At 63.0% G+C, this 18625-nt stretch carries 8 protein-coding genes; 7 read left to right on the forward strand and 1 reads right to left on the reverse strand.

What is annotated here, in order from left to right:
• The first annotated feature begins 22 nt into the window (after positions 1-22).
• The 7 genes from KF712_01840 to KF712_01870 all read left to right on the forward strand — a co-directional run bounded on the left by KF712_01840 (position 23) and on the right by KF712_01870 (position 16211).
• Positions 23-946, forward strand: a complete 924-nt coding sequence (locus KF712_01840) for a hypothetical protein (GenBank protein ID MBX3739705.1) — start codon at positions 23-25, stop codon at positions 944-946.
• Positions 947-969: 23 nt separating this feature from the next.
• Positions 970-5376 (forward strand): ThuA domain-containing protein, encoded by a 4407-nt coding sequence (locus tag KF712_01845; GenBank protein MBX3739706.1) that lies wholly within the window; start codon positions 970-972, stop codon positions 5374-5376.
• A 5-nt stretch (positions 5377-5381) separates the two neighbouring features.
• Positions 5382-7277: a hypothetical protein gene (locus tag KF712_01850; GenBank protein ID MBX3739707.1), complete on the forward strand. Its 1896-nt coding sequence runs from the start codon at positions 5382-5384 to the stop codon at positions 7275-7277.
• Positions 7274-9445, forward strand: a complete 2172-nt coding sequence (locus KF712_01855; GenBank protein MBX3739708.1) for an FAD-dependent oxidoreductase — start codon at positions 7274-7276, stop codon at positions 9443-9445. Before KF712_01850 ends, KF712_01855 begins: the two co-directional genes overlap by 4 nt.
• An 18-nt stretch (positions 9446-9463) precedes the next feature.
• Positions 9464-11701: an FAD-dependent oxidoreductase gene (locus tag KF712_01860; protein ID MBX3739709.1), complete on the forward strand. Its 2238-nt coding sequence runs from the start codon at positions 9464-9466 to the stop codon at positions 11699-11701.
• Positions 11702-11715: 14 nt separating this feature from the next.
• Complete coding sequence (locus KF712_01865; protein ID MBX3739710.1) at positions 11716-13920, forward strand: FAD-dependent oxidoreductase; 2205 nt, start codon at positions 11716-11718, stop codon at positions 13918-13920.
• 143 nt (positions 13921-14063) lie between these two features.
• Positions 14064-16211, forward strand: coding sequence for a redoxin domain-containing protein (locus KF712_01870; GenBank protein ID MBX3739711.1), 2148 nt, complete (start codon positions 14064-14066; stop codon positions 16209-16211).
• A gap of 149 nt (positions 16212-16360) precedes the next feature.
• Here the strand turns inward: KF712_01870 and KF712_01875 are convergent, their stop codons facing one another.
• Positions 16361-18559 (reverse strand): M60 family metallopeptidase, encoded by a 2199-nt coding sequence (locus KF712_01875; GenBank protein ID MBX3739712.1) that lies wholly within the window; start codon positions 18557-18559, stop codon positions 16361-16363.
• Between the last annotated feature and the right edge of the window lie 66 nt (positions 18560-18625).

Genomic DNA, 18625 nt, shown 5'->3' on the forward strand with positions numbered 1-18625 from the left:
CCCCCACCCATTCCGAAAACCCATGAAATCCATCCCTATCCATTGTTGCCTGGCATTGCTGCTGCCGCTCATGGCCGGTCCGTGTGTCCGCGCGGCGAATCTTGTTTTCAGCGCGCCTTCGGGCAACTGGAATTCCACCAACTGGACGGGCGGGGGTGTTCCCCCCGGTACGTCGGATTCGGGGCTCATCCGTGGCAGCAGGACGGTGACGCTGGATCAGGACCAGGGAACCGTCATCAACGTCTTTCTCGGAGAGAACACGGGATTCGGGACATTGCTTTTCAACGCGGGTGGCTCGCTGAACCTGACCGGAAGCATGGACGTGATGCGGCGCGCAACCGGCAGCATGCCGGATGCGGTGGGCACCCTGACCATGACGGGTGGCACGCTGACCTCCGCAGGAGGCATGTATGTCGGTGTGGGCGGCGCAGGGAACACGGGCGCAAGTTCCGGCACGGCGACCATTTCCGGAGGCACCTACACGGGTGCGGTTTCCATCGGCTCCATTGCTGTATCGACGGCGGTGGGAAGTTTCAATGTGGTGGGAACTTCGGCGGTGGTCGGAGACGGGGGTGTTGCCAGATCTTTCTCCGTGAACCCCTATGGCACGCTGGGTTTCACCCTGGGAGCGGCGGGGGTATCCACCCTCAACTATGCGGCGAGCGCCGTGAGCTTCGCCAACGGATCCTCCATCGTGATCGATGGCAGCGCTTACACGGGCACTGGAGGGGATCTGGTGCTGATCAATGGCGGAACCCTCACCGGCACCGCGGCGCGGAGTTTCAGCGGCTTCAGCGGGTTCACCCCGGAGCTGATCTACAATGAAGGGGGCAGCGGTGATCTGGTGCTGCGCCTCACGGCCATCCCGGAGCCGGCGATGATCACCCTCGGCGCGGGATGGATCGTGTTCGGACTGCGTCGAAAGCGTCCACGCTCCGTTGCCTGATCTCGTAGGCATTTCCTGATTTCATGAAAATCCTCATCTCCATCACGGCTGGCCTCGTTTTGCTCCCGTCCGTCGTCTCGACTGCGGCGGAGGTGAAGAAGGTGCTGTTTTTCTCGAAGTCCTCCGGCTTCGAGCACTCCGTCATCCGCCACACGGACGGCAAGCCGAGCCATGTGGAGAACGTGCTGGCGGAGATTGGGAAGGCGCATGGCATCGAGTTCACCTGCACCAAGGACGGCGGGGTGTTCACCAAGGAGGGCCTGGCACCCTTCGATGCGGTGTTCTTCTACACCACGGGGGATCTCACGAAACCGGGGAACGATGGCCAGCCTCCGATGCCCGCGGATGGCAGGCGGGTGCTGATCGACTTCATCAATTCCGGGAAAGGCTTCATCGGCACGCACAGTGCGACGGATACCTTCCACAGCGAGGGTGACCGCTTCGCGAACAACCACGAGTGTGATCCTTACATCTGCATGCTCGGCGGGGAGTTCATCACCCACGGCTCCCAGCAGGAGGCGACCCTCACCGTGGCGAGTCCGGAGTTTCCTGGCATGGCCGTGGCGGGCGGAAGCTTCAGGATCATGGAGGAATGGTATGCGATGAAAAACTTCGCACCGGATCTCCATGTGCTGCTGGTCCAGCAAACGGCGGACATGACCGGCAACAAGAAGGGCAATCCGTATGACCGGCCGCCGTTCCCCGCGGCATGGGCGCGGACCCAGGGGAAGGGGCGTGTCTATTACACCTCGCTCGGCCACAAGCCGGGGACATGGACCAACCCGATCTTCCAGGGCATGCTGGTGGGTGCGTTGAACTGGACCACCGGCAGGGTGGATGCGGATGTCACGCCCAACATCACGAAGGTCACTCCCGGCTTCGCGACCAACGCGCCACCATCCAAGACCACGGCGGAGATCGAGGCGGATGAGGCACCGGAGGAAGAAGCCCCGGCGGGGAAATCCGGCATCGTCGTCACCGCATCCGGCCACCAGGGAGGTGCCCGGCCGAATCCACCGGAGAATGTCATCGACGGAAAGCAGGACACCTATTGGGCGGCGAAGACGCTGGATTTCCCGCAGTGGCTCCAGGTGGACTTCGGAACGCCGGTGAAGCTCGCCCAGAGCCGTGTCACGTGGACATCGGCAAAGCATCGTTTCCAGTATCAGATCGAGGGATCGGATGACGGAAAGCAGTGGAAGGTACTCTTCGACGGCAGCGCGAACACCCGCACCAAGGTCGTGGAGGACAAGCTGGAGGGCGCGGCCCGTTACCTCCGTGTGACGCTCACCGGTGTGGCGGACGGAACTCCCGGCAAGCTGCGCCCCGGCGTCGCCGAATGGGAATTCCCCGGCATGGTGATGGCTGCTGCCGTGAAGTCCGCACCCACCGCCACCAAGGCGTCCACCTCTCCGGAGAAAGAAAAGGAACTGCTGGCGGAGACACGCGTTCCCGAAGGCTATGAGGCGACCATTTTCGCGGCACCGCCGATGATCAACTATCCGACGTTCATCGCGACGGCACCGGATGGCACGGTCTTCGTTTCCTGTGACAAGAACGGCGCGGGCGGCAGGAAGCCCCACCAGGGCCGGATCGTCCGGCTGCGGGACACGGATGGCGATGGTCGGGCGGATGAGGCGACGGACTTCGTCGCGGACATCGACACCCCACGGGGGCTGGTCTGGGATCATGACCGGCTCTACGTCATGCACCCGCCGCACCTCAGCGTCTTCATCGACAAGGACGGCGATGGTGTTTCCGATGAACACAAGGTTCTGGTTAAGAACATCGGCTGGGGATTCAAGGACCGCTCTGGTGACCACGCATCCGACGGCCTGGAAATGAGCATCGACGGCTGGCTTTACGGATCGATCGGTGATTTTGGATTCTTCGGTGCGGAAGGAACGGATGGGAAAAAAGTCACCTTGCGCGGTGGCGGCGTCATCCGGGTGCGGCCGGATGGAACGGGTCTGGAGATCCACTCCCGCGGCACGCGGAATGTCTATGCGGTGGCGGTTGATCCTCTGCTGAATGTCTATGGCCGCGACAACAACAACGACGGCAGTTGGGGCGTCCTTCTCCATCATTTCACCGGCATGGACCATCGTGGCTATCCATCGCTGTTCCTGAACTTCCCGGAGGATGTCCTCCAGCCGATGGCGGACTACATCACCGGCTCCGGCAGTGGTGCCTTCTATCTCGATGAACCGGGCATCCCGGAGAAGCACCGCGGTCTGTTCACCTGCGACTGGGGGAAAAGCTTCGTCTATCACCATCCGCTGACGCCATCCGGTGCCACCTTCAAGGCGGGACAGGAGGAGTTCATCGGAGTGCCGCGGACCATCGACATGAAGGCGGATGCTTCCAGCAACCTCTACGTGGCAAGCTGGCGCGGCGCGATCTTCAACTACTCAGGTGAAGACGTCGGGTACATCGCCCGGGTGAAGCGTGGCGGCTATCAGGCGCAACCTTTGCCGGTCTTCGGGAAAGCGGAGCCGCGGGAACTGCTGGCACTGCTCGGTTCGGACAGCCATCGTCGCCGCATCGAGGCACAACGTGCGCTCGTCCGCGGCGGGGGCGCGGTCCGCCTGGCGGCGCCACTCGCAGCGCTGGCTGGAAACAAGAAGCAGCCGCTGGCGGTGCGCGTGGCGGCGGTGTTCACGCTGAAGCAGGCGCTCGGTGAGGAGTCGCACGCCACGCTGGCCGCCTTGGCCGCGGATGCGGAGATCCGGCCCTTCGTCATCCGTGCGCTGACAGATGATCTTGGCAAAATGAAGCAGGTGCCGGTGTCCACACTGGTGACCGCGCTGGACGACGAACTGCCGCGCACCCGTCTGGAAGCGGCCCGCGCCCTGGGCCGTCTGGGGGACCTTTCTCAGGCCGGGGCCATCGCCGCACGCCTCGCTGAGAAGGATCCGGTGGTGCTGCACACCGTCGTTCGGGTGCTCGACGAATTGCGTGCGGACGATGCCTGCTTCGCGACATTGTCACGCCGCGATATCCTGCCCTCCGTCCATGCCGCCGCGCTGCGGGTCGTGCGCGGCCATCATCAGCCGGAGGTCGTGGGAAATGTCATCGGCCTCCTGGAAAAGGAAAAGGATACAGCCCGGCGCAGGGATCTGCTTTCCGCCCTTTGCCGCCTGCATTCCCGTGAAACGGAGTGGAAAGGAAACGGCTGGGGATTGGCACCGGATACCACGGGACCGTATTTCCTGCCGGAAGTCTGGGCGGAAACACCACGCATCACCGCGGTGCTGAAACAGGAAGTCCTCTCTGCGAAGGGCGACGAAGCCGCCTTCCTCATCGGTGAGCTGAACCGCCACCAGATCCACCTGGACGAGGCCGTCGCCTCCATCCTGAAGTTGGCGACGGAGGACGTGCGCCACATCCCGGCCGCGGTGGACATGCTGGCACGCGGCACCACCGTGCCGGAGCAGGGGATTCCTATCTTGGTCCGCGCCGCCCTCGACAGGAAATCATCCGATGATGTCCGCGGGGATGCGGTCGTCGCGCTTTCCCGCACCACGAGCACGGAAGGCTGCCGAGCGAGTCTGGAAGTCTTCGCCGACTTCGAGAAAAAGCCGCGCGGTGAACGGCTCCGCAGCCGCCCCTTCAAGCGGGCAAAGGAAGCTTTCTTCACCTCGAAGGATCTGCCGGCACAAGTCAAGGTGCTCATCGCGGAGGCATTGAAGGGGGATGAAGATACCGCGTCGTGGGCGGACGCGGCATTGCTGAAAGTATCCGGCGGATCCGCTGAGGCGCGTAGCCATGTGGAAGAGTCATGGAAATCGCCCGCCGGGCGTGTGCGAATCCTTTCCGCCATCACCGTCTCGATGGACCGCGGCTCGAAGGACAGGGTGCTCTCCGCACTTTCTGATCAGGACAAGACCGTGGCCACCGCAGCGAGGATCGCCGCCAAGGCCATCAAGCTGGACCCGAACGCGAAGCCGTCCGCGCTCATCGGCACGCTCAAGCAGGAGGCCGTGCTACGCACGATGGCGAAGATGAAGGGCGACCCGGAGCTGGGTGAGCAACTCTTCACCCAGCAGGGCTGCATGGCCTGCCATACGGTGAGCGCGGGAGATGCGCTGCGTGCCGGACCTTACCTCGGAGGCACTGCCGGGGTCTATCGCAAGGACGAACTGGCGGAAATGATCCTCAACCCGTCGAAGTCACTCGCCCAGGGCTATGAGCCGCACCAGATCACCACGAAGGATGGTGGAGTTCATCTCGGCTTCATCGAGACGGCGGACAAGGAGAAGCTCGTCGTCCGCGACATGGCGATGCAGCGGAAGGACATCCGTGCGGGCGATGTCACGGAGAACCTCGCGCTGGAAACCTCGCTGATGCCACCGGGGCTGGTAGACAGCCTCACCGAAAAGGAACTGGCCGCCCTCCTGGCCTACCTCGAAGCCCTCGCCGCCCATTGAGAAACATGTCATTCATCCGGTCATCGGCGCTGCTGGGCGTCTTCATCATCGCCTCCCACATGGGCGTCGCGCGTGAAGCCGCGCCGCAGCCCGTGGTGGACATCCGCGCCAGCATCCGCCCGACCCCGATCCGGCATGCGGCGGATGGCGCGGTGAAAATTTCCGGCTCCGTTTCATCGGCGGATGCAAAGGTCAATGTCCGCGTCACCCTCAGCACCGGTGGCAGTGCCGAGGCCGTGGTGCCGGTGGCGGGAGGAAAGTTCACCTGCAACTATCCCGCCGACTTCGCCGGTGCGCCGCCACTGGCCGCCAGCCTGCTGTATGTGGACGCCTCCACTGGACCGGACCTGTCCGCGCAGCGGGCGGAGTGCGTGTTCATCATCCGTGGGACGGACGGACCACCGGATCTGCCTTCCGCGTTCAGTGACGACTTCATCGATTCAAAGGGGAAGAAGGATGCCGCCGCCTCCACCTGGGCCGGTCACCGGGAACTGGTGAATCTTTTCATGCGCAGCCGCGGGGCAAAGCTGTCCGGGATCGGGCGCGCCGATTTCGATCTGGCGAAGGAAGCGGACTTCGCTCGCTTCAAGGAGCTGGGGACCCTGTATGACTTCGACCACCGCGACCGGGACTGGAGCAAGCCGCTGAACCACCGCGTGGCACGCGCCTTCTGGCAGGCGGAGTGGAACCGTTGGTTCGGCCCGGGGAACGATCATCCGTGGGATGGCGACGCCACGAACCGGAAGCCGGAAAATTACCGCCCCTACACCTTCACGAACGACCTCGCGGATCTCTACATCCTCCACCGCATGCGGCAGTCGCTTCATGGTGCGTCCGGTGACAATCGGGCGGCGATGTCCTCCGAATCTCTGGCTAACCTCATCGCCCTTCAGCACCGCGGAACGGAAAACTTCGCGAAGGAAAGCGGCCTCCATTACACCGCCGGTGCCTTCCGCTATGGCATGTTCGAGACCGGTGAATGGCTGGAGGAGGGAACCGGTTGGTTCGTGAATCCGAAGTCATCCGACCACCGCCACGGCGGCGTTTTCAACGGTCGCTCCGCGTGGGCGCTGGGGGAGGCCGTGAGGCATGGCCCCTCCGGGCCGGATGCGGTCGCCGCGGCGGAGGCCCTCGCGCTGACCTTGCGCTTCTGCCTGCACGACGGCCTTGCGAAGAACTACACGAAGCGGGTGGGGGATGGCTTGCCCTTCTGGCGGCAGGCCGGGGAGCATGGATACCTTACCCTCGGCATGATCGCCGCGGCATCCGTGAAGCCGGATCTGCCGGTGGTTCTCCAGGAAGGCGCGCCGCCGGTTGCGCTGAAGGATGTCACCGCCCGTGCGCTGGACGCATTGGTGGCCGCGCTCAACAAGGACGGCCACTGGACGAAATATCCGGACCAGGACGCCATGGGGCTGGCCGCCCTGGCGGAGGGGGCGCTTGCTTTCCCGGATCATCCGCACGCCGCGGCATGGAAAGGTGCAGTGATCCGCGTCGCGGACGGCTGGCTCGCCGCGAAGCATGATCCCTCCGAGCGGAAATCACCCTGCGATCATTTCGGCCGCCGTGAGGGGTCCCGCATGACCTACTACATCGGTGGAAAAGAAGAGGTCCACATCAACCTCTACATCACCGGACTCTGGATCCACGCGCTGGCGAAAACCTGGCAGCTCACCGGCGGTCAGCACTACCGCGACCGGCAGGAGGGCATGCTTTCCTATCTCTGCGGGGACAATCCCTTCCACGTGCGGCTGCTCAATGAAATGGGCGGCGTGCCCAACATCGTCCGTGACACGGATGACCGGAACAGCCGCATGAACTGGGACTGCTACCCGGAGTCCACCGCTTTCGTCCAGATCGGACTCCTTCACTGGCTCGATGCCATCCATCCAAAACCATGATACCTGACTTCATTCGTCGCATACCACTATTCCTCGGCCTGGCCACCATGTGCCCGGCGCAGACGGACCTCCTCGTCTATGGCGGCACGCCTGCCGGGGTTTCCGCCGCGGTGTCCGCAGCCCGTCAGGGTCGCAGCGTCGTGCTTGTCGAGCCACTCTACTATGTCGGCGGCATGATGTCCGGCGGCCTCACCAAGACGGACATCGGGGACCGCGCCACCATCGGCGGCGTGTCGAAGGAGTTCTTCGACCGCGTGCTGAAGCACTACCAGAAAGCCTACGGTCCGGAGTCAGAGCAGGTGAAAACCAGCAAGGAAGGCGCTTTCTTTGAACCAAAGGTCGCGGGTGAGATTTTCCGCACCATGCTGGATGAGGCCGGGGTCAAGGTGCTGCTGAAGCATGACCTTGTGTCCGCATCGATCAACGGCGGCTCCGTTTCCTCCGTGGTTCTGAAAACCGGAGACTCCACCTCCACCCATGAGGCGAAGGTCTTCATCGACGCCACCTATGAAGGGGATCTCCTCGCCGCGGCGGGTGTCCCATACCGCGTCGGTCGGGAGGCCAGGGCGGAGTTCGGCGAATCCCTCGCGGGCATGACCGAGGGGCCGGAAGAGTATCTCGGGATGGGTGACCACCGGGTCCAGTCCTATAACATGCGCTCCACTTTGACCAATCGGACGGACATTCTGGTGCCCGTCCCGAAGCCGGATGAATACATGCCGGATGCCCACCGCGGGTTCATCGATGCGGTGAACCGCAATGGCTACAAGACCTTCGAGGAGCTGTTCCATGATGCCCCGCTGTGGGGTGGGGTGAACGGGAAATTCGACCCCAACAAGGCGGACGCCGTCGGTATGAACCTCGGCTACGTCGAGGCGGATCCGGAGGGACGCCGCCGCATCGTGAAGCGTCTCCAGGACTACTGGCTGAGCCTGTGGTACATGCTCCAGAATGATCCTGGTTTGCCGGAAGAGTTCCGCGCCAGCGCGAAGAAGTGGGGCCTGCCGAAGGATGAGTTCGTGGAGAGCGGTCACGTCAGCCCGCAGCCGTATGTGCGCGTCGGCCGACGGATGATGGGCCGCCATTTCCTCACCCAGAACGACGTGATGGATGACCGCTACAAGGAGGACTCCATCTGCCTCGGCAGCTACAACATCGACTCCCATGAGATCCAGCGGATGCTGACGGACAAGGGATGGGTGAAGGAAGGCTTCATCATTGAGAAGATCGATCCGTATGAGATTCCCTACCGTTCCATCACCCCGCACGCGCCGAAGAACCTGCTGGTGACCTGCGCGGTCAGCGCCTCCCACATTGCCTACGGCACCCTGCGTATGGAGCCGGTGTTCATGATGATCGGCCAGGCAGCCGGTGAAGCCGCGGACCTTTCCCTGAAACACAAAAAGGCTGTGCAGCAGATCCCCGTGCCGGAACTGCAGAAGCGTCTGTCCGACGTGGGCATCGCGCTGAGGGCTCCCTTCCGTCCGAAGGTGGAGCTGGTGATCAAGACCCAGCCACCCTACCAGCCGGGGCAGGTCATCGAGTTCGAGGCGAAGGTCGCCCGCTCCCGTGGTGCGGTGAAGGAGTTCCAGTGGAACTTCGACGGCAGCGGTGAGGTCCACGGCCGCGAGGCCACGGCGACGTTTACCTTCCCCGTGTCGAAGAAATATCATCTCACGCTCAGCGCCACGGATGCGGACGGCCTGAAGTCCCTGCCTGTCACAGCCGTCATCCAGATCGGTGACAATCAGGCGGCGGATCCGGAGGTCTATTTCACCGAGGCAAAGGTGACCGGTCGCTGGAATCGCGCCGCGACGGGTCTGGTCGGCTACCGTTTCCGCACACCCTACCATGACATGAACGCCGGCAAGGGCGAGAAGTCGGCGGTTTTCGAAACATCCCTGCCGGAGGACGGCGTGTATCGCGTTGCCATCGCCTATCCTCATGACGCGAACCGGTCGCCGAACGTGCCGGTCACCATCGACTCCGCGGACGGGACGAAGGAGATCATCCTCAACCAGAAAAAGAAGGCATCCGATCTCGCGTTCGCGCCTGTCGGGGAATTCCGGTTCACGAAAAGCAAGCCCGCCCGCGTGACCATCAGCAACAAGGGCGCCACCGGCTTTGTCACCGCGGATGCCGTCCGCTGGATCCGCGTCGGCCCATAACCCCATCAACTACCCATCATGAAACATTCCATGGATCGAATGAAACGGACCGTGCTGGCATTCGCCGGTGTCGCGGCCGGACTGCTGGCAACCGCCCGCGGGCAGGAGACTGTGAAAGCGGACGTCGTTGTCTATGCCGGAACCCCGGCGGGCATCACCGCTGCCATCGCCGCCGCCCGTGAAGGGCGGACGGTCTCCCTGGTGGAGCTGAACAACCGCGTGGGCGGCATGGTCAGCGGCGGCCTCACCAACACCGACATCGGCAAGCGCTGGACCGTCGGCGGCTTGTCGGAGGAGTTCCTCACCCGGGCGGTGGACTACTACAAGGAGAAGTACGGCCCGGATTCCGAACAATACAAGGCCTGCAAGAACGGTCGGAAATATGAACCTCATGTCGCGGAGCTGATCTTCGAACGGATGCTCGCGGAGCAGCCGAAGATCAAGGTATGGAAAGGTCACCGATACCACTCGGTGACCCTGGACGGAGCGAGGATCGTTTCCCTGACGGCGGAGGATCCGGTGGCGAAGAAGCAGCTCACTTTCGAGGGGGATGTCTTCATCGATGCGAGCTACACCGGCGATGTGATGGCGGGCGCGTTGGTGCCCTACCGCGTCGGCCGTGAGGGCCGCGCGGAGTTCGGTGAGCCGCTGGCTGGCGTGACGAAGGGACCGGAGTCCGTCATCGGCACCGGCGACCACCGCACGCAGGCCTACAACTACCGGGTCTCCATCACCGGCACCACGGCGAACCGTGTCCTGTTCCCGAAGCCGGGCAACTATGACCCGGAGCCATGGCGGGCGAAGTTCCAGGACAAGATCCTCAGTGGAAAGATCACGAAGTTCCTCGACCTCTACATCAGCAAGGCCGGTGCGAATGACAAGCGTGACTCGAACTGGAACGACCTCGTCGGTGGCAATGAAGGCTATGCGGAAGGGGATTGGGAAACGCGCGCGAAGATCGAGGCGAAGCACCGGGACTACTTCCTGAGCATGCTCTACTACCTCCAGAATGATCCCGCTCTGCCGGAGAGCTTCCGGAAGGACGCGATGAACTGGGGCCTGCCGAAGGACGAGTTCCAGGACACAGGGCATTTCCCGTTCCAGCTCTACATCCGCGAATCACGCCGCATGCTCGGGAAATACATCCTGCGCGAGCAGGACCTCACGGAGAACCGCCAGAAGGCGGATGGCATCTGCGCCGGGAACTATGGCATCGACTGCCACGGGGTGCAGTTCACCATGGTGAATGGAAAGCGCATCATCGAGCGCACGCGGCACCGCTCCGTGGAGCCGTATGACATCCCGTATTCCAGCATCGTCCCCATCGAGCCGGGGAACCTCATCGTGCCGGTGTGCCTTTCCTCGACCCACGTCGCCTACTGCTCGCTGCGGATGGAGCCCGTGTTCATGATGATCGGCCATGCGGCGGGGAAAGCCGCGCACCTCGCGCTGGCGGGTAAGACACCCGTCCAGGATGTGGATGTGGCCAAGCTCCGTGAGCTGCTTCTCAAGGAAGGCGCCGTGCTCGATGCTGCCGCTCCCGGAAAGTCCGAAGAGATGAAGAAGAAGGCGAAGCCCGGTGACGACGAGGAGTCGGAGGAGACGGAGATGGAAGATGAAACGCCTGCCAAAACACCGGCCAAGGAAGCCAAGGCGAAAAAAGAAGCCCCGGCTGCGGACACGGTGGTGGAAGATCCTGCCCTGCCACGTGTGCTCATTATAGGTGACTCCATTTCCATCGGCTACACCCCCGGTGTCCGGGAGTTGCTGAAGGGAAAGGCGAATATCCTCCGCATCCCCGGCAACGGCAGCTCCACCAGCCATGGACTGGCGAACCTGTCCAAGTGGTTGGGGACCGGAAAGTGGGATGTCATCCACTTCAACTTTGGCCTGCATGACGCGAAGCTGCCGCCGGAGGGCATCCGCCATTCCGAGCCGGAGCAGTATGAAAAGAACCTCCGCGAGCTGGTGAAGCAACTGCAGGCGACGGGCGCGAAGCTCATCTTCGCCACCACCACGCCGGTTCCGGATGGCGGGAATCTCGCGCCGGACCGCCGCTTCGCGGAGGTGAAGGCCTATAACGAGGCCGCCCTGCGGGTGATGAAGGAGAACAACGTCACCATCAACGACCTGAATACCGCCATGCAGCCGCATGCCGCGGAGTATCTCAAGCCGAAGGACGTCCACTACACCAAGGAAGGATCCGCTTTCCTCGCGGATCGTGTGGCCGCCGCCATAGGAGGAAAACTCAAGTAACCCTGATCCGTCCCATGAATCGCATTGTTCTATTGTCACTGGTGATGTCGCTGCGCTCCCTCGCGGGGGAGAGTGCGGATGTGGTCGTCTATGGAGGCACCCCGGCGGGCATCAGTGCGGCCATCGCCGCCGCCCGGCAGGGTCATGATGTGGCCTTGATCGACATCAACGCCCACGTCGGCGGCATGGTCAGTGGAGGTCTGGTGGACACGGACATCGGTGACCGCGCGACCGTTGGCGGTCTGGCGGATGATTTCCTGAAACGGGTCGCCAAGCACTACCTCGATACCTACGGAGCGGACTCGAAACAGGTCGCCACCTGCCATAACGGACTGAAGTATGAACCTCGGATCGCCCAAGCGACTTTTGAGGCGATGCTGAAGGAGCAGCCGAAGATCCGCATCTGGAGACAGCACCGCTACCGGTCGGTCACGCAGGACGGCGGAAAGGTGACCTCCCTGACGGTGGATGACCTTCAGGGAAAGACGACACGGACATTCAGCGGGAAGGTCTTCATCGACGCCAGCTATGAGGGTGACCTCATGGCCGGTGCGCTGGTTCCCTACCGCGTTGGACGGGAAAGCCGGACGGAGTTCGGTGAGACGTTGGCCGGGATCAACATGGGGCCGGACCAGATCCGCGGCCTGGGTGACCACCGCACCCAGGCCTACAACTACCGGGTGTCCATCACCTCCAACACGGAGAACCGCGTCCTGTTCCCGAAGCCGGAGATCTATGACCCCGCTCCATGGCGTGAGACCTATGGAAAGCGTATCCTTTCCCAGGGCATCACCACCTTCGCAGGTCTGTATGTGAACGCCGAGCGGAAGGCGGGGCCGAACGAGAAACTCGACACCAACTGGTGTGACCTCCGCGGTGGTGCGGAGGGTTATGCGGAGGGCGATTGGGAAACGCGCGACAGGATCGCCGCGAAGCACCGCGACTATTTCCTGAGCCTGCTCTACTATCTCCAGAATGATCCGGAGCTTCCCGCCGCCTTCCGTGAGGATGCGATGAAGTGGGGCCTGCCGAAGGATGAGTTCGCGGACAACGGGCATTTTCCGTTCCAGCTCTATGTGCGGGAGGGCCGCCGGATGGTCTCGAACTACGTGCTGCGTGAAAGTGACCTGACGCAGGAGCGTTACAAGCCGCGCGGGATCTGCGCCGGGTCCTACGGCATCGACTGCCACATCGTGCAGTTGATCACGCACAGGAGGGTGCCGGTGGTGGAGCGGACACGCCACGTGTCGGTGGACAACTACGACATCCCCTACGACTGCATCACTCCGCCGGAGCCGGGCAACCTGCTGGTGCCTGTCTGCATCTCCGCCACCCACGTGGCCTATGCCTCCCTGCGGATGGAGCCGGTCTACATGATGCTGGGCCAGGCGGCGGGAAATGCGGCGCACCTCGCCATCACCGGGAACTCGACCGTGCAGGATGTGGATGTGGAAAAGCTCCGCTCCATCCTCACGAAGGAGGGCGCGGTTCTGGATGCCGGTTACCAGCCGCAGGTGGAGATCGTGGCGACACCTTCCAAAGCCCGCCCGGGTGACAGTGTCACTTTTTCGATCAAATCCGGTGACCTGAAGGAACCGATCACCAAGGTATGGTGGGACTTCGAGGGCGACGGAACCGTGGACGCCACCACGGAAAGCACGAAGCACACGTTCCAGTCGGAGAAGAACCATCTCGTCAGCCTCTTGGTCGAGGACAAGGCGGGCCTCAGACGCCTCGTGACCGTGGAGGTGCCCGTCGGCGCCGCGCAGCACTCCGATGTGACCGTCGATGAGTTCGACGCCGAGCTGACCGGGAAATGGAAGGGAGCCTACCCTGAGATCGTCCTGTCGGGTGGGAAACGCACTCCGGATGTCTTCTACGGTCCCGGATCACAGCAGGATATCTCGTTGCGTGGCGTGAAGGCCCCGGTCTCCGGAAAATTCTCCACCACGCTCCCGCAGTCCGGCCGCTACCGCGTCAGTGTCGCCTTCCGCCCTGCGAAGACGCAAGCCACCAACACGCCGGTCACGGTGAAGCACGCGGGCGGAACCGCGGACATCACCCTGAACCAGCGCGAGGAAACGACGCCTTTCCCGTGGGTCGGCATCGGTGAATTCGCCTTCAAGGCGGGGGAGCCGGCGGAGCTTGGGATCTCGAACACCGGCACGGACGGATTGATCGCCATCGATGGCGTCCGTTGGATCTGGCTGGGCCAGTGAGAGGCACCGCCGCGCACTTTCGTGTGATGGGAAACCTCTTGTAGGCCGGGTCGCCCGGAGGATAGGGATGGGGCTGGAATTTTCCCCGGGTCCGCGTGATGCGGGGCCGGGGATAACCGAACCCATCTTCCTTTCCCATGCCGATGCGCCGATTGCTTCCGTTGCTCTGTTGTCTGCCGCTGCTCCAAGCGGAGGAACCCCTGCCGGGGCACTCCGACCATGGTCAGGCGTTCAATGAGGGGCCGCGGCAGGCGGCGGTGCTGCTGGAGGGATGTGGCAAGGTGGACTTTCCCGTGACCACCGGCAGCGGAGAGGCGCGGAAGTTTTTCAACCAGGGCGTCGCCCAGTTCCATGGATTCTGGTTCTACGAGGCGGAGCGGTCGTTCCGGCAGGCGCTGAAGCTGGATCCGGGGATGGCCATGGGCTACTGGGGATGTTCGCTGGCGAACGTGAACAATGAAAAGCGTGCGGCGGAATTCATCGCGGAGGCGGTGAAGCGCAGGGATTCGGCCAGCGTGAGGGAAAAGCTCTGGATCGCCGCGTGGCAGAAATTCTACGGCGATCTGAAGAAGGACAAGAAGCAGCGCTACATGGACCTCATCAAGGATCTGGAGGGCATCGTGCATGAGCATCCGGAGGATGTGGAGGCGAAGGCGCTGCTGGCCTGGACGATCTGGAAGTCGAAGGATGGCGGTGTCGCCATGGTGAGTCGGGAGTCGGTGGACGCGTTGCTGCGGGAGGTTCTTGCCAAGGAACCGATGCATCCGGCGCACCACTACCGCATCCATCTGTGGGATGAGGGGAAACCGGCGCGGGGACTGGAATCTGCGGCCGCTTGCGGGCCATCCGCTCCCACCATCGCGCACATGTGGCACATGCCGGGGCATATCTACGGGAAGCTGGGCCGCCATGAGGATGCGGCGTGGCACCAGGAAGCATCGTCACGGGTCGATCACGGCCACATCGCCAGGACAGGGATCCGTCCGGACCAGATCCACAACTACGCCCACAACCAGGAATGGCTGGTGAGAACCCTGCGGGAGCAGGGCAGGGCGGGGGAGGCGCTGGCGATCGCCAGGAACATGGTGGAGGTGCCGCGCCATCCCAAATCGAACAGCCTGGAGAACCCGAAGCACGTGGCATCGCACGGCAGGACACGGTTGCTGGAGACGCTGCTGAAATTCGAGAAATGGGATGAGGTGATCGCGCTGGAGGGCTCACGTTGGTTGGACCCGACGGACATTGCTCTGCATGAGATCGTGCGCGTGCGATCCATGGGCGTGGCGGCCTTTTTCCTGGAGGACAGGACGCGGTTGGAAAGCAGTCTGGCGGAACTGGAGAAGCTGCGGAAGAAGATCGGTGACAAGGAGCCGGGAGTGGATGAACAGGGTAAGAAGTTGCCCGACGCCCGCCAGTGGGTGAAGCAGGGGATCGCGGAGCTGGCCGCGCTTGTCGCGATGAACAAGGACGCCGGGGGCAAGGAGATCGCGAAACTGCTGGATGAGGCGAAGGATACGCCCGCCGAGCGGTTGGTGAGGTATCATCTGAAACGCGGGGACAAGGAGAAGGCGGTGGAGGTGGCTGGCAAGCTGCCGCAGGATGCGATGGGTCTGGCCGTCCGGGTGGATGTGCTGGCAACCGCCGGAAAAACGGACGGAGCGAAGAAGCATTTCGAGACGCTGCGGAAGCGGAGCGCGGCGATGGATCGGGATTTGGCGATCTCCGCGAGGATGGATGCACTGGTCGTTGAACTTGGCTTTCCCAAGGAGTGGCGGCTTGCCCCTGAGGTCAGGAAGGATGTGGGGGAGAGGCCGGAGATGGCCAAGATGGGGCCGCTGCTGTGGGAGCCTGCAGCGAGCAAGGACTTCCATCTGGCGGATGTGGAGGGCCAGATGCGCGGTCTGTCCACGCTGCGCGGAAAGCCGGTGGTGGTGGTCTTCTATCTGGGCAGTGACTGCGTCCACTGCATGGAGCAGTTGACGGACTTCGCGAAGCGCGCGGAAGAGTTCGCAAAGCGGGGGATCGAAATGGTGGCCATCGGCAGCGAGGAACCGATGGGCCTGCGGAAGACCGCGGACAAATCGAAAAGCGGCGGCATGCTGCTCCTGGCCGACCCCGACCTGAAAGTCTTCAAGGATTGGGGATGCCATGATGACTTCGAGGAAAAGCCACTCCACGGCACGTTCCTCATCGACGGATCGGGCCAGATGCGGTGGATGGAAGTCAGCTATGATCCCTTCCAGGATGCCACGTTCCTCCTGAAAGAAGCGGACAGACTATTGCAGTTCTGACGCGGGTGGCGAAGTACTGGAGCGGCGCACGTCGATGCGCCTTCCCGCTGCCGGGAGACGAACGGAGCGCGGACTTCAGTCCGCTTGGCTTCGCAAGCAACGGATTCTCCGGGGCGGACTGAAGTCCGCGCTCCATCGCCGCTCGTCCACTACCCACCTGGCATCCACTCCGGCAGGTCCGCGATGGATTGGCGGGCCGCTTCACTGGTCGGCACTCCCCATGCCTCGAAGAAAGGGCCGAGATTTTTCCCCGCCGCCTTGGAAAAGCGCACCATCCACTGGTCGCGCTTCTCATCGTCGTTCTTCGGGCGTTCGTCCTTTGCCAGCGTGCGGTATTCCGCGAAGACCTTCTTGTAGGTATCCCAGCCGAAGGCGGCGCGGAGCTGGTCATACATGATCAGTGCGAGAAACGGATCCTTCTTCCATCGCTCGAACTTGTCCGGCTGGGAGAGATGTTGCCGCAACTTCGCAGCCACCACCAGCGGTTGCATCTGTTCATGACCGCGGTTCGGCGGATTTCCGCAGAGCATCTCCGTCACATACAGGGTATAGAGATTGCAGGTGACTTCCACCGTGCCGTCGAAGGTCCAGTCCGGTTGCTGGTGGTTGTGGCCCAGTTCATGGAAATGCCCCCAGCTTCCCGCCGACAGTCGCTCCAGGTTCGCCGCCGTCTCCGCACTGCCATCGAGATGCGTCATGATCGGATAGCCGCTGTGCATGTAGCCGCCTGAAATTTGAAGGTCGGGGACGATCCGTTCCGGCCGCTTGCGTTCGTGCGGGATGGTGCTCAGGTCAGCCTGCGCATCCAGCACGCGATCCCAGAACTCCAACAGCGCCTTTGGATCATCCACTTTCTCCAGAATGGCCTTTGGCAAGCTCAACACCACTTTCTTCGTTTCCAGTTCACCCCATGGAGCCTGGAGATTCCTCATCCGCTCCCAATCCGTAGTGCTGGATTTCCCCAGCACGAAACGGGGTGACTCCACCGCTCCGGAAACCGTGACCTCCATCTTCATCTCAGGTCCTCCCTGCGGGATCTCGATGTAGATCAGTCCGCCGAACGGACTGGCGACGGCAGTCACCGGTTCCTTCAGGATCCTCCGCATTGAGATCTCCGGAGCGCGCTTCCACACGTCCAGATGCCAGATCGTGTCCGTATGGCAGCCGATGCGGACGGCGAGACCCTTGCCGGCGAACTCGGGCGGGATGGAAATGCGGACCACCTCCCCGGCGGGTGCGTAAAGGCCCAGTCCCTGCCACTGGGGGACGGACAGGTCGAGGGCAGCGGTGTGCCTTTCGAGCCGTGGGGCTTCCGCTGGCGTCACTCCGGGAAAGATGCGGGAGGCTTCATGCGCCTTGATCTCCTCCGGTTTCGCCCGTCGCATCGCTTCCAGATCCCGTGTGAGAACCAACCGTTGGAGGATATCATCGGGGCGGAGAGGCGTGAAGGGACCGCCCCTGACGGGCAGACCATCAAGCTGCGGTCGCAACATTTCATCGTCCGGCGGCAGCGAGCGGATCGCATCACCGAGCGTCACGCCGCAACGGTTGAGATGCCCTGCTGCGATGGGTATCCTCCCGCCCGTGTGGTGGAGCAGGGCATCCAGGGCATCTCCTGCGTGGATGGCGTGTAGTTCACCGCCAGTAACATAACCCTCCGGTGCCGTCCGGCCCGGTGTCGATGAACTGAAGACGATGCCCGCCTTCTTCCGCAGGTGGTTCGCGGCGCAGTCCGTGGCCAGCCTCCCACGGTCGTTCCCTCCACGGATCTGGACCCAGCCCCAGCCGGTCACACCCGCGACCAGCCCGCCTCCCGCACGCGCCCATGTTTCGATGGAATCCACCTGTCCTTCCTCCAGGCCGATGCCGTTCAGGCAAAGCACATCGATCCCGCCGAGATCCAGCGGGCCCGGCTGCGCAGGCAGGTTCACCGCTTCCATTCCCGCCGCTTGGAAAAACGCCAGCATGCGCGGTGTGTTGTGGATCGCGAACAGCCCGATCCTCGGCTTCTCCTTGGCTCCCGCCGCCCAGCGGATCGAGTTGACCAGCAACCGTCCCGTGTCCTTCTGATCCACCGATGAAAGGAAGCCATCATGTCCGAACGCGACGACCCGGCCCTTACCCATCCGTGAGGCCGCCACCACCGGCAGCATCCCGTCCTTTCCTTCCTTCCCGGCCACCACCACGAAGGCCTCCGGACCATACACACAGAGTCCTCCTGGAACCCCGCCGGTGTTGATCTCCTTCACCTTGTCCAGCAGGACCGCACGGTCAGCGTCGTTGGCGGGACAGGTTGCCACCGCGAACACGGACATCAACAAGGCACGGAAAACGGGGAGGAATTTCATGGGGATACAGTGAAGCCGGAGCATCACTTCCCCGATCATCCCTCACTTTCAATCAGCCCGCCGCAG

The sequence above is a fragment of the Akkermansiaceae bacterium genome (assembly GCA_019634595.1).
GTDB lineage: Bacteria > Verrucomicrobiota > Verrucomicrobiia > Verrucomicrobiales > Akkermansiaceae > Luteolibacter.

Bases quoted from the DNA above. Each gene is read 5' to 3' on its own strand.
- KF712_01870 (MBX3739711.1), top strand. From the start codon at position 14,064: ATGCGCCGATTGCTTCCGTTGCTCTGTTGTCTGCCGCTGCTCCAAGCG.
- KF712_01845 (MBX3739706.1), top strand. From the start codon at position 970: ATGAAAATCCTCATCTCCATCACGGCTGGCCTCGTTTTGCTCCCGTCC.
- KF712_01840 (MBX3739705.1), top strand. From the start codon at position 23: ATGAAATCCATCCCTATCCATTGTTGCCTGGCATTGCTGCTGCCGCTC.
- KF712_01860 (MBX3739709.1), top strand. From the start codon at position 9,464: ATGAAACATTCCATGGATCGAATGAAACGGACCGTGCTGGCATTCGCC.
- KF712_01855 (MBX3739708.1), top strand. From the start codon at position 7,274: ATGATACCTGACTTCATTCGTCGCATACCACTATTCCTCGGCCTGGCC.
- KF712_01865 (MBX3739710.1), top strand. From the start codon at position 11,716: ATGAATCGCATTGTTCTATTGTCACTGGTGATGTCGCTGCGCTCCCTC.
- KF712_01875 (MBX3739712.1), bottom strand. From the start codon at position 18,559: ATGAAATTCCTCCCCGTTTTCCGTGCCTTGTTGATGTCCGTGTTCGCG.
- KF712_01850 (MBX3739707.1), top strand. From the start codon at position 5,382: ATGTCATTCATCCGGTCATCGGCGCTGCTGGGCGTCTTCATCATCGCC.